9 protein-coding genes are annotated in these 13,641 nt (G+C 41.9%); 5 read left to right on the top strand and 4 right to left on the bottom strand.

The window, feature by feature from the left end; translation table 11 throughout:
• Positions 1 to 106: 106 nt before the first annotated feature.
• The 4 genes from RMX69_RS00970 to RMX69_RS00955 form a co-directional block, all read right to left on the bottom strand.
• The gene (locus tag RMX69_RS00970; protein WP_322636178.1) at positions 107 to 955 is read right to left on the bottom strand and encodes a DUF928 domain-containing protein; all 849 of its coding nucleotides are present in this window, start codon (positions 953 to 955) and stop codon (positions 107 to 109) included.
• Positions 956 to 994: 39 nt separating this feature from the next.
• Positions 995 to 3,373: a CHASE2 domain-containing protein gene (locus tag RMX69_RS00965; protein ID WP_322636177.1), complete on the bottom strand. Its 2,379-nt coding sequence runs from the start codon at positions 3,371 to 3,373 to the stop codon at positions 995 to 997.
• 587 nt (positions 3,374 to 3,960) lie between these two features.
• Positions 3,961 to 5,112, bottom strand: a complete 1,152-nt coding sequence (locus tag RMX69_RS00960; RefSeq protein WP_322636176.1) for a DUF1822 family protein — start codon at positions 5,110 to 5,112, stop codon at positions 3,961 to 3,963.
• A 60-nt stretch (positions 5,113 to 5,172) separates the two neighbouring features.
• Complete coding sequence (locus tag RMX69_RS00955) at positions 5,173 to 6,372, bottom strand: sigma-70 family RNA polymerase sigma factor (protein ID WP_289799812.1); 1,200 nt, start codon at positions 6,370 to 6,372, stop codon at positions 5,173 to 5,175.
• A 320-nt stretch (positions 6,373 to 6,692) separates the two neighbouring features.
• Here RMX69_RS00955 and RMX69_RS00950 point away from each other — a divergent pair, with 320 nt between their 5' ends.
• The 5 genes from RMX69_RS00950 to RMX69_RS00930 all read left to right on the top strand — a co-directional run bounded on the left by RMX69_RS00950 (position 6,693) and on the right by RMX69_RS00930 (position 13,187).
• Positions 6,693 to 7,034, top strand: a complete 342-nt coding sequence (locus RMX69_RS00950) for a hypothetical protein (protein WP_289799813.1) — start codon at positions 6,693 to 6,695, stop codon at positions 7,032 to 7,034.
• A gap of 559 nt (positions 7,035 to 7,593) precedes the next feature.
• The gene (locus tag RMX69_RS00945; RefSeq protein ID WP_322636175.1) at positions 7,594 to 7,950 is read left to right on the top strand and encodes a hypothetical protein; all 357 of its coding nucleotides are present in this window, start codon (positions 7,594 to 7,596) and stop codon (positions 7,948 to 7,950) included.
• Between the two features lie 709 nt (positions 7,951 to 8,659).
• Entirely contained in the window at positions 8,660 to 9,094 is a 435-nt protein-coding gene (locus tag RMX69_RS00940; RefSeq protein WP_322636174.1) for a hypothetical protein, read from the top strand.
• A 315-nt stretch (positions 9,095 to 9,409) separates the two neighbouring features.
• On the top strand, positions 9,410 to 11,629 hold the full coding sequence (locus tag RMX69_RS00935; RefSeq protein ID WP_289799816.1) for a peptidase domain-containing ABC transporter: 2,220 nt from the start codon (positions 9,410 to 9,412) through the stop codon (positions 11,627 to 11,629).
• Positions 11,630 to 11,684: 55 nt separating this feature from the next.
• The gene (locus tag RMX69_RS00930; RefSeq protein ID WP_322636173.1) at positions 11,685 to 13,187 is read left to right on the top strand and encodes an HlyD family efflux transporter periplasmic adaptor subunit; all 1,503 of its coding nucleotides are present in this window, start codon (positions 11,685 to 11,687) and stop codon (positions 13,185 to 13,187) included.
• Positions 13,188 to 13,641 lie beyond the last annotated feature (454 nt).

The raw sequence follows: 13,641 nt of genomic DNA, 5'->3' as shown, positions 1-13,641 counted from the left end.
AGTAGTCGCTACAGACTTGGGAGTAGTCGCTACAGACTTGGGAGTAGTCGCTACAGACTTGGGAGTAGTCGCTACAAACTTGGGAGTAGTCGCTACAGACTTACATTTAGTTCGTAGAGGGCAGCACTTTGGCTGCTTTCGACTTTGCATCAGCTTGGCAACATTCTGTCAAAGGTTGTTTAGCTAAATTCTCTAAATCTACGGATTGAAGCAAATTCATCCACTCCACCGCTAAAGTTGGATCTTCAGGTTTGCTAAGACGTAATTCAGCCAAAGTAGTCAAGGCATCGTACCAAATACCATTCTCGGCATAAAGGTTTACCCGTTGCTGAGGAGTTGCTTGCTTCAGGCTATCTACTAATTTAGGATTTGGATTGACTCGTTGCACCCATCCTTCCACATACTCTCGTTCTGGAGGTTGTTGTGGATTGCAAATGACTTTTATCTTCAAAAACCAGTGATACATCTTGTCTACTTGCAATGGTGAAGTATTTGCGCTTAAGGGAATGCTAATAATTCCTGGTACTTCTGGTATTGTTACTACTGTTCGGTAAAGAGTTTGACTTTGTTTACTTGACTCATCTTTGACAACAAACTCAATGGAATCAATTAGAGATTTTTGATAAGGGACAAAAAACCAAAAAGTTGGATATTCCTCATTCGTCAAACCCCAAACTTTAGTAACAGCAACAGCTTGTGCTTGTCCTTGATTGACTGTCTCTTTGTATACAGGTACCAGTCCAATAACCGACTGATTGCCAACACCACAACCACGACTTGCAGCCCCGCCGCGATCGCCTGTTGCACCCCTGTCTGGAGGAGGCGGAGGAGGCGAAAATTTCTTAGGAGTGGCTGCAACGGGTGTCATCCAAATCATTGGAGAATAGCCGATAATTCCCCACAAAGTCATTCCCAATGCCGCGATTAATTGTATTGTTTGCCAATAGCTTTTCATCTGAATTCTGACTCCTGAATTCTGACTTCTTCTTCAATATTAATTTTTAAATTTCATGTTTAAGTAAGTTGTAGCTATTAAACTATTACTTACTAAAGCCAACATAGCAGGAATCAGGGGAACCCAACAACTATATACAATTAAAAATATAAAACAGCTAACGTATAAACTGATAATGCCTATTCCTCCTGCCAAGGTTAAGTAAATGAATCGGTGCAGATAAGCAGTAAATAAACCGCCTAAAAAAGACCAACCCCAAACCCAAATTACCTCACCCCAAAGCGGCCAAGTCCACAACAGAGGTTGTCCGTCCAAAGCAGCCCTGAGCAGTTGACTGACCATTTGGGCTTGTAAAAATACTCCTGGTATTGCCTGTAATTTTCCTTGAGGAGTGATGTAAGGAGTTAACCAGTAATCACCAAAAGTTTCTGCTGTTGTGCCAATAATGACTATTTTGCCTTTGACTGCATTGGCATTGAGCTTACCTGTTAGCACTTCTTGTAAGGTCATACTTGGTGCGTTGGCGAAGCCTGCCGAAGGTATCGCTTCTGGGGAACCAGAAGAACGATAATTTAATAAAATTTGGTGTCCCAAAGCGTCAACTCTTTGATAACCTCCGGTATGAGCTTCTATTGGTTTAAATGTCACCTTCCCTAATCGCCACGCGCCATCAGGGTTAAATTGCAACCGAATTCCTTTTGTATATAGGTAACGCAGCGCAAGTTGAACGCTCAGGGCATAAGGTGTAGTACAAGGAGATGAGGGCGCAGGAGTTAACGCTAACAGATGGCGACGCACAACATTATCTGAATCGATGGCAATATCGCTAAAACCGAGATTGTGTGAAGAAACTTCTGGGGGTGGTTTTACACCTGGTTTTCCGGCTTGAGAATCGCTGAGTTGACACACACCCACAAAGCGATCGCTTTTTCGCATCCTTGCTGCCAATGCTGGATAATCCTTACCCACTGGATAATCTCGGTATATATCCAAACCAATAACTTGTGCTTGATATGCCTCTAATTTTTCTAACAGTTGGGCAAGTGATTTGTCTGACAACGAACCTTGAGGTTTTTCCGGTTTTTGCGCCTGGACATCTTCTTCAGTCACAGTCACAATTAGTAGGCGTGAGTCTGGTTTTTCACGAGGACGCAAGCGTACCAGTTGGTCAAATGCACTTAACTCTAATGCTTGCAGCACGCCCAAATACCTGATCCCGATTAATATTCCAGTTACTACCATACTCGCCAGTAAGATCGATGAGAAGCCAAGGCGATTTGTGGTTTCTCTAACAGGCGTGGTTTGAGACAAAGATGCAGGAAGATTGGGTGTATTTCTAAACAATTCCCCCCAATTCAACGGCATTTCAGCCGGATTTTGAAAGATGACAGGCAACCATGTAGCGCAGGGAAATTGGTTTTCTAGTCCCTGTAACCTTTCTCGTGCTTCCCTGACGGCTAAATACAACGAGTCTCCCCGTGCGAAGGCTTCCAAAAAATACTTTAAAAACTGTTGCGCCACGCGATCGGGTACAGGCTCTCGCATCACGATAATTTGGGGAATATGTAAGTCTGCAAACTCCCATGCCAATCCCAAACCATCACAGGAATTGAAAATCGCTAGTTTTAGACCTCGTTCTACTGCCTTTTTTAAGGCATACTTTAACTGGCTAATTGTGAGACTTTCTGTTTGATTAATGTAGATTTTTCCTGTTTGATTCGTTTCCTGAGTGGAACTATGTCCGGCGAAAAATAGAATCTGCCAATTCTGCTCCCATAGCTGATCGGTAAGGTCAAGGCATTGTGGTTCAACTAAAAAAGTGATATCTGTATTGGGTAACAAATTAAGTAGCGCCTGATCTGCTTTGGTATCAATACCTTGACTGTTACCCAAAATCGCTAAGATTTTTACTTTGTTGGATGTAGTTGCTATTCGGTTAAGGTTGACTTGTTCGTAGCCAGGAGCGCTCAGGGCTATTTCCGCCTGGGGATAGCGTTCTATCAAATCCCAAAGATGCCAGGGGAATTTCTGTAATCGCAAGTCTTTGGTTTGTAAAAGCATCCGAATATTATCCGCAAGCATGAGTTTTTCTAACAATTTCTCGCGGATAGAACGAAAGGAATCGGAAGCAAGCCAAGTATTAAAACTGACTTTAAATTCCTCACTCACCTGCTGGCAGTATTCTAGGCTGGGGGCTTGGTTAAGTTCTTTAGGTAAACCAATCGGACGAGATGGCAACTTTAAATTACGATAAATAGATTGCCAACGGTGATAATCGCGGAGAATTTCTGGGTTGGGGGGAAGCTCACCTGTGATTTCTACAGTCGGGCGGACATTTTCATCGCCAATCTGTAGAGTTACGGTAAACCCTTGTTCAAAGTTTCCCTCCCCTAACTTTAAGATGATTAACTTGTCCACAGCTAGTTCTCCCTAGATGTTGAGTGTATCCATAGGGGCAGGACACTACCCATTGGTGTTAACTTAAGCTCAAACCCTTGTAACGCATACGTTTTACTCCACCCTAACCCTCCCATTGGAAAGGCTACAGTGTACACACAAGTCTTTAAGAATTGCCCCATCAGCTTTTGATCCCCCCAACCCCCCGTTTAAGGGGGGCACAAAACCTCTCAAAGTCCTCCTTTTTAAGGAGGATTTAGGAGGATCTACAACATTTGGAACTGGATTTCCGGCTTCCCCCTCTTTACAAGGGAGAATTGAGGGGGGTAATTTGACTTGTGTGTACACCGTAGCCCCAAGGCATCGGGGAAAGGCGGTTTTGGGTTTAGACAAAACCGGGGTGAGATGACGCTGTGAGTAACCATAAGTGAATGAACTCAATATCACGTCCTGACAAGGGTTTCAAGTTAATTGACACCAATAGGCACTGCCGTGCCCTTACACCCTGCTATGTATATCTTGGTTACTAAATAGGTTGTTGTGTGTTGTGAAATTCAGTTTAAGAGTAAATAATAGAGGCTAAACGTGAAGATTTTTGAAGGTAATACTTAAAACCGCAGAATTTCTCGCTCATAGTCTTCAGGTGTAGGTTCTATTTCCCAAACTAATCCTTCTCCTAGTTCTAAAATTACTTCCAAATACAACATATCTACAGCAGTTGTTGCCGTATCTTGATTATTTTCAAAAGCTTGTAAGTCTTCCGTTAGCAGTCGGAGCTTAAACCCAGCCGGAATTTGACCATTAAGAGTTGTACTTCGCAATTCAAAGCGCCAAACATAGTTCTCAGAAGCGCTTTTTGGGAAAATGCGTAACTCGTATGTTTGCTCTGCAATTATTATTTGTCGAGACAAGCCGAGAACTGGTTCTGCACTCCGCATTCCCACAGGTACGGCAACGAATTCTCTTTTTTCCCATCCCCACAGTTGAGCTAAATTGGCTACTCCTGTCTGCAACCATTGCGGAATCGATCGCTGTATGAGTAAACCCTGACGCCGTTCATACAACTTTTTTCGCCAACCGCTATGTGCCAAGAGCGCACCCCAGAGTGAAAATGGAACTGCTAAACGCGGGAATTTCACATCGCGATCGCCTAATCTTTCTAAGAGGTTTTCCGCCTGGGTTTTGCCAATCGGATCTAAAGGTGCAATCTCGGCACGTAAGGTTTCTGACCGATCGAGTTGGCGTGTAACCCACAGCACATTAATATCTGGAATTAAATCTTCTTTTTCCAAGCTGTAAGTGCGATCGCCAGCATCATAAACCCCTTTTGTTTTCAGAATTTTATGGGTTGTATAGCCAAAAATCCTCATCCAGCCATCATCGGGATTGACTTGTACTGCTATGTAATAGTCAGCAACCCACTCTGGTATATCTACCCATTCCTGCGGTACGCGTAACTCATCGCCATCCATCGCCAGGGTGGGAATTAATACCAGGCGATCGCGATCGAAAGTAATAGCTGTGCCATTAACTACTTCCCAAAAACTCGGCAATGCCGCACTGTTAGGATAAACTCTGGCGGTGGGAGCCATTTCCTCCTGGAACCAAGGCAAAAATGCTTGCAAGCATTTTTGATTTATCCACCCACGTTGACAAGCACCAGCTGTTGAGTATGGTTGTTCTTGCACTTCTGGAAATTGAGTAATTTCCAAGTATAAATGCTGTGAGTCAATAGTGAATGGGGCAGGTGGGTTCAACATAAATAATTTGAGAATGGCTCCATATAAAGACCATGTTTTAGGGAGAGGGAAGAGACAAAATTATTTCTTGCCTACTGATTGAATTTGAGTATGGCTATATTGGACTTTGAGCCATTCCTCTAAACTTGTGTTTATGGCATCTACTACGTCGGATTTTGGGGAAATATGCAAGGTATTTTGACTCCATTGCGTGAGAGTCAGGAGCAATGACTTTTTAATGCTGCTCAGGCGACGAGAAACAGTATATTGCTTAATTTCTAACTGTGCAGCAATTTCTTGTTGAGTCAGTTGTTGAACATAGTAAGCTTCTAGTACTTTTTGAGACTCAGCATCGAGTGCAGCGATCGCTTGGTGCAAAACTTGGTTTAACTGAGCTTGCTGCGATCGCATATTTACAGCTTCTTCCTGTTCAATAATTTCCGTTAGTAAAGATGTTTGCAAATCTACAGGCAATATATCTAATAAATTACCCTCATCTTCTTTGAGGGGAGCGTCTGCGGAAACAATCTGAGGATAAAGGAAATTACGGGCAGCTTTAGCAGCAGATAATACCAAGGTTTCTATGGTTTGCTGATTGATTGCGGCAGTGGGTGAACTCAATCGGCTAAAACGTTCTGCATTATAAAGATTACTAATAGCCTCCCAAGTTCGAGCATCTGGTTTGGGAAGCTGACGAATTTTTGTATTGTCACCCGTGTAGAGTTCCTTAAAGCATTCCCAAGCTAAAACATAACTCTCGATGCTTTCTTTGTTAAATCCGGCATTTTGTAATGACTGCACTAGTCGTTTGCGGCTGAGTTTATGCAATAATGCCCAGTCTGAGCAAATGTCTGCTTCTCGGTGTAAACGCAGTGCATCTTTGATAATCGATTCAAAAGTTAATTCTGCATAGGCTTTTAAATGCGAACTGTATTGAGGGTTGAAATTTTTGAGTATTTTGTTAATATGAGCGATCGCCATCTGAAAACAGTCGGCTACAGACGACTGCGTGGGAAAGTTGAGGGCAAATTTTCTGGCAGTCCAATAGCACACCTCTTGTAAGTAAGCAGAAATATGTGCAAGTGCCACAGCACTAGATTCAGTCTGCCAAACTTTATACCAGTAAAGTGCCCAAAAGGTATCTGATTTCTCAGTTGACGACTCCAGGCAAACTTTCATACTGCGTCGCAGTTTGGCATCTGTTGCCCAACCACTAAATTGATCTACATCAAATTGCACAAAGGTAGAAAAGATTTCAACAATGCCCTGTCGGGGTTGCATGGAATACTTGCCGCTGTTTGAAACATAGCTGATTACAATTATACAGCCAGAGGGACAAAAGCTAATTCCTTGCTGCGTAAGGATTTTACAGATTTTTCAAAAAAATTGTGATCTCAGTGCATAAAGACTAAAAGTCATCGTAGAGAGTGATATGCAGGGAAGTTCATTTAAAAAGATGCTTTTTTTGGGGAATAGCGGAATCATTGAATAAGTTCGTCAAATACAGAACAAAATTTCGATGGTTACAGCCACAAATATGCAACTTCTTAAAAGTTACCTAATTATCTCTGCATGACCTAATTAGCAAAGAGAGAAAAACCATGTTGACTAATCAAAACTGCCTAGAATCTTTTGGTTTAATTGAAGAACTTGACGAACAAGCTGCTGAAACAATTAGTGGCGGTTATGAAGTTTTTACCATTAAAAACACAGTGGGATTTGACGTTAACTTTTCTTTAGATGATACGCCATTTACATTACCTGCAAACGAAACATGGGTATATACTGCTTACAGCGGAGGAATCATTAACTTTGACAGTGATGACCGAGCTGGCTACGAACAATACAAAGAATACAATTTAGCTGATGGAAGAGTCTATGAGTTCCAATATGACTCAAGTGCTGGCAATCCATATGATTTCAATATCTATGGCGTAGGCTAATCTGCAATTTTCAAGTGGATTTACTAATTTGAATTTCCGAGGTTAGATTGTCCTGTCTTGGTTCAGATTAAAGATGTAACCACTCAAAAATCTGGGACAAAAAGCTGAATACAATATAAGGTCGGGGCAAGTGCCCCGATTTTTTTATGCATAAGGATTTATATCATGTCCGCTAGATTACTTATTAAACCTGAAGAACCCCACCCCGCCAAAGCTATGCTTTGTCTCCCCTCCCCGCAGGCGGGGAGGGGCTGGGGTGCAATGACTGTGGAAATCATAACTAATTATACGGACATGATATTACCAGGTTTTTCAGAATAATTCTAATCCAAATACATAAAAACTCAAAGTCATCGTAAAGATTGATATGCAAAGAGGTTAGCGAGTAAATACCACAAAAAAGATACTTTTTTGGTTGCTTGCTAAATCATTGGATAATTTCGTCAAATACAGAACAAATTTTTGATAGTTACATCTGCAAGTTAATCACCGAAATATTAAATATCTTAAAAGCTCCCTAATTCTCTCTGCATAACTTAATTAAAAAAGGAGAAAGCCCATGTTAAACAATAAAACATACCTAGAATATTTTGGTTTAATTGAAGAACTTGACGAACAAGTTACTGAAACAATTAGTGGTGGCTACGAGGTTTTTGAAATTAGAAACAAAACGGGATACGATATCCCCTACGATTACGGTATAGATGGTACAGTAAGAGGCGATCTTCTAACACCTGGAGGCGGTTATATATGGACTATGTACAGTGGAGGTGAATTAACCATTGAATTTGATGCTGACGTTAGAATTGACTACAAAAAATTAAAAAAATACACTTTAACTGATGGGGTATATGAGTTTCAAAACGACCCAAGTCCTGACAATCCATATGATATCGATCTTTATTCCGTAGGCTAATGTGCAATTCTCAAGTTGATTGACTGATTTGAATTTCCGAAGTTATATCGTGTCCGCTTGATTACTTATTAAACCCGAAGAACCCCACCCCGACAAAGCTACGCTTCGTCTCCCCTCCCCGCAAGCCTACGGTGTACACACAAGTCTTTAAGAGTTGCCCCATAAGCTTTTGATCCCCCCAACCCCCCTTAAAAAGAGGGGGGCAAAAACCTCTCAAAGTCCTCCTTTTTAAGGAGGATTTAGGAGGATCTACAACATTATGGTTTTGTAGAGAGATGTGTGTACACCGTAGCCCCGCAAGCGGGGAGGGGAATAGGGGGTGGGGTGCAATGACTGTGGTAATCATAACTAATTATTTGGACATGATATTAGTTATTTATCAAGGAACACAAATTTATGACCTCAACTACAACTTATACTTACAATGCCAATTTTGCTGTATATGGATTTCACCGATTTTTCAAAATTTTTCCGATCTGAGTGCATAAAAACTAAAAGTCATCGTAGAGAGTGATATGCAGAGAGATTCATTTAGTAACTATCAAGAAAAAGATGCTTTCTTTGGGGACTAGTTGAATCATTGGATAATTTCAGCAAATGCAGAACAAAATTTCGATGGTTACAGCCGCAAATTCATCCTGCAAATATGCCACGCCTTAAAACTTACCTCATTTTCTCTGCATGACCTAATTCAACAAGGAGAAAAACCATGTTAAATATCGACAGCATCACTTCTAGTTCTAACTCTTCTGTTGTTAGTCAAGAACAACTGTTCACCGAATTAACTCCCGAACAAGGAGCAATGCTTGAGGGAGGAAAGTATATAGTTTTAATTAGAGATGCCGGTCCAGCTAGGGCCAGCATACCTATCCAAGCAGACATAGGAGATATGCAGACTACTGCAGCCAACCCGACGGTTCTTCAAATAACAAATAGCACTGGCTACAATTTGTTCTATGACTTAGCCTATGATGATCCTAGCGCTGGTAGTAATCTTTCCATTGCCCCAGGGCAAGTTTCAGATTTTCTAGGTCTAGATCCAATAGCTATAGCAAGTTGGGATCTTAGTTTACTGCTACCAGGGGTACAAAATCAGACTCAGGAGCTAGCACCAGGAAGAAGATATGAATTTTACGAAGCCTAACTGAACTGGTTGTCTGACATTCTAAAGAGTCCCTACTCAGTCAGACCTAATAGACATCTCCGAAAAATAATCTGAAACCCTTGTCTTGTCTGGGTGAAAACCTAATTTACGGAGATGTCTAATAGTAAAGAGTGGGGTGAACATCTTTGAGCGATCGCGATCAATGCGTCTTGAGGGACTGCCAAGCGATCGCTCTTACCAACTACTTTTGACAATACCCCAAGCAGTCAAAGGTTTGAATGGAAAAAATAAACATTTAATATAATCGGGTCACAAGACTCGATTGTATTTTCTTGCCAATCATCATACCAGAAAATGAAATACCAAATAGTCCTTCAACACAGCGAAGAAGACTGCGGGGCTGCGAGTCTTGCAACCATCGCCAAACACCACGGACGCATATTTACCCTCAACCGCGTCCGAGAAGCCGTAGGTACTGGTTCCAGAGGAACATCCTTGCTGGGATTGAAGCGGGGTGCAGAAGTACTAGGATTCAACGCCCGCCAAGTTAAAGCCAGTCCCCAATTAATCGACCAATTAGATCAAGCTCCCCTACCAGCAATTATCCACTGGAAAGGCTACCACTGGGTCGTATTATACGGACAAAAAGGCAAAAAATACGTCATTGCTGACCCTGGTGTTGGTATTCGTTATCTTACCCGTCAAGAGTTAATGGCGGGTTGGGGTAATGGCGTCATGTTACTACTGACTCCAGACGACAGTCGTTTTTATCAACAAGAATCAGATAAAATCGGCGGTCTGGGAAGATATCTGCAACGGGTTTGGCCTTATCGTTCTATTCTCGCCCAAGCGATCGCCATTAACATCGCCATTGGACTACTTTCTTTGGCATCTCCCTTCATGATGCAACTCCTCACCGATGATGTCTTAGTCCGAGGTGATACCCAACTACTAACTACTGTGGCAATTGGCGTTATCGCCATGAACTTAATTAGAAGCGCCATTAGCTTAGTTCAATCTCACCTCATTGGTCACTTCGGTCAAAGATTGCAATTAGGACTAATTCTAGAATACGGACGCAAACTCTTACATTTACCCCTATCCTACTTTGAAGGACGACGCAGTGGCGAAGTTGTCAGCCGCATTGCCGATGTCAAAGCCATCAATAACTTAGTTTCCCAAATTGTCCTCGGATTACCCAGTCAATTCTTTATTGCTGTAATTTCCTTGGCTTTTATGCTCTTTTACAGTTGGGAACTAACTCTCGCTTCCATAGTTGCATTTATAGTTGTCACGGGTGTTAACCTGCTTTTCTTACCCGCGATGCGCCAGAAAACCCGGAATCTGATTATTTCTGGTACAGAAAACCAAGGCTTTTTGGTAGAAACATTTCGTGGCATCCAAGTATTAAAAACTACCCAAGCCACTCCCCAAGCTTGGTCAGAATACCAAGGGAATTATGGTCGCCTCGCCAACTTAGGCTGGAGTATGATGAAACTGGGACTGTATAGCAGTACGGTTACTGGCATTCTTTCCACCTTCATTAGTATTGGCATCCTTTGGATGGGTAGCTATTTAGTCATTAATCGCACCTTAACAATCGGTCAATTAATGGCATATAACGGCATGAGTGGCAACTTTCTCGGATTCTTAGGTGCTGCTATCGGCTTAGTAGATGAGTTTATCACAGCCCAGATAGTCCTGCAACGGATGACAGAAGTTATTGACGCCACCCCAGAATCAGAAAATGATTTTAAAAAGCCTTGGGCACAAATTCCTGGAAATGCAGATATTACTTGCACTGAACTGAACTTTCATCACGCAGGTAGAGTTGACCTCCTACAAGATTTTTCCTTAACTATTCCTGGCGGTAAAGTTATTGCTTTAATTGGCAAATCTGGCTGTGGTAAAAGTACTCTGGCAAAATTACTGACTGGTTTATATAAAGTCGAGTCTGGCAATATTCGTTATGGTTTATATAATCAGCAAGATTTATCCTTAGAATGTCTACGTCAACAGGTGGTATTAGTTCCCCAAGAACCCCACTTCTGGAGTCGTTCAATTATTGATAACTTCAACTTTAGCTATCCCCATATTAGCTTTGAAGAAATTGTTAAAGCTTGTCAAATTGCAGGTGCAGATGAATTTATTAGCAAATTACCTGATAAATATCAAACTGTTTTAGGAGAATTTGGAGCAAATCTTTCTGGTGGACAACGCCAAAGATTAGCCATAGCCAGAGCCATAGTTACTCAGCCAGCAGTCTTAATTTTAGATGAATCTACAGGCGCACTCGACCCAGTAAGCGAAAGACAAGTATTAGATAGACTTTTATCCCATCGTCACAATCAAACGACTATTTTAATTAGTCACCGTCCCAAGGTGATACAGCGAGCAGATTTAATTGTATTTTTAGAACAAGGACGCTTAAAAATTCAAGGTACACCAGAAGAATTGCGCTCTTTGCCTGGCGAACATTTAGATTTCTTAGATGATACTTTCCCGTCTCATAATGAGTTGGCGCTAATATCTTCCCCGGCTCATCATAACGGTAAGACTGCGACCATTAATTAAGATAATTCGTACCTCGGCTCCGCTCGGCAACCTAATTTGTAATTTGTAAGAGATCATGGTTAGCAACACAAATTTTCTCCCCCCAATTCAAACAAACGAATTCCTCCCACCAATTACTCGTTGGACAACATGGGGCGGAATGTTTATTCTCTGCGTTCTCGGATTAGCTGGGCCACTTGCTGCAATTTGTAAGTATAAGGTTACAGTCCAAGCACAGGCGGTTGTGCGTCCGGCGGGTGAATTGCGAATTGTGCAAGCGGCGACTGAAGGCCAGGTTATGCACATTTATGTCAAAGAAAACCAAATTATCAAAAAAGGAGATGCGATCGCAGCTATCGATGACTCCCGTCTGCAAACGAAAAAGAGCCAATTGCAAACTAGTATTCAACAATCTCAGTTACAACTAGTGCAAATTAATGCTCAAATTAGTTCCCTGAATAGCCAGATTCAAGCCGAAACCGACCGCATCAACCGGATTATTACTGGTGCCCAAGCGGAATTGAGCGGCCGCCGTCGGGAATATCAAGATAAAAATCTGACCACTGTTTCCGAACTCCAAGAAGCTGATGCCAACGTCAAAATTGCTGAGAAAGAATTGCTGGCTGGGGAAGCACAGTTAAAAACTACACAAGCAAATCTCCATGCTGCTGAAGCTGCTTTGGGTGTAGCCCAGTCAAAACAGAAGCGATATGAGAGTGTAGCCAACCAAGGGGCGCTATCTCAGGATCAATTGGAAGAAGCACAATTATCTGCAAGACAGCAAGAGCAAGCGGTAAAGGCGCAAGCAGCAGCAGTGGAGGCGCAAAAACAGACAATTGAACGATTACAACAAGCGGTATCTGCTGTGATTGCCAGAAGACAACGCGCCCAAGTTGCCGTAAATCCAAGTAATGCAGCAGTAACTGTTGCTACTGAGCGAATTGCTCAAGAAAAAGCCGGAGGGGAAAGCAACAAAGCAACATTAGAGAAGGAACGCCAAGCTTTAGTTAAGCAACGGATTGAAGTTGAAAAGCAGTTAGAGCGTGATACTAGCGAACTCAAACAAGCCAAAATAAATTTAGCTCAAACTGCGATCGCAGCTACCGCTGATGGTATCATTTCCCAACTCAATCTGCGAAACCCAGGTCAAAGTGTGCGGGCTGGCGAGGAAGTATTGCAAATTGTCCCCTCTGATGCACCTCAAGTTTTGAAAGCTGCCGTGGCATCTGAAGATCAAAGTAAGTTAAAAATTGGTCAAAAAGTCCAAATGCGAGTCAGCGCTTGTCCTTACCCAGATTATGGTACTCTGAATGGGACTGTACAGACAATTTCTCCAGATGCGATCGCTCCTCAAAAAAATGGTACAAATGCATCAATGAATGGAACTACTAGCCCAAAAGCTACTGCACCTGGTGCTTTTTATGAAGTCACAATTGAACCAGAAACTTTGGTTTTAGGTAAAGGGAAAAACCAGTGTCACATTCAATTGGGCATGGAGGGTAGGGTTGATATTATTTCCCGTGAAGAAACTGTGCTGCAATTCTTTCTCCGTAAGGCGAGGTTGATTAGTGATTTGTAACTTTTTGTTTTGGGAAGCATTATCTAATCTGAATGTCATTAGTCATTAGTCATTTGTAATCACAACTGACCAAGGACGACCATAGCAACAATTTTTACAACTCAAATAAGATTGCTATAAGTTTCTATATTAAGGGACTTCCAGAAAATAAATTATCCAATTTACTCAGATAATATTTTTCTTTCTCCCCCTGCCCCCTGCTCCCCTGCCTAGACAGCGATGGGATATTTTTTTAGTTGGAAGTCCCTAAATTCGGGCAGTCTTTGATTGAATTCGGGCAACCACCAAGAATTTACATAAAGCCATTGTTTATTACCTAATTTTAAGTTTTAAAAACTTTACTTTCATCTAGTTCAAATATCTGCTGAAATTAATTGTAGAAAAATTGATCGGGACGGCTAGCTGAAAACCCTTGAAGATGTGGCTCAAAGCTGTGGCGTAAGAAAATTGCATA

The organism is Nostoc sp. EspVER01, from assembly GCF_034530635.1.
In the GTDB taxonomy this organism is placed as follows: domain Bacteria; phylum Cyanobacteriota; class Cyanobacteriia; order Cyanobacteriales; family Nostocaceae; genus Nostoc.
Note: the sequence above shows the minus strand (reverse complement) of the source record. Positions and strands in the feature narration are given on the sequence as shown.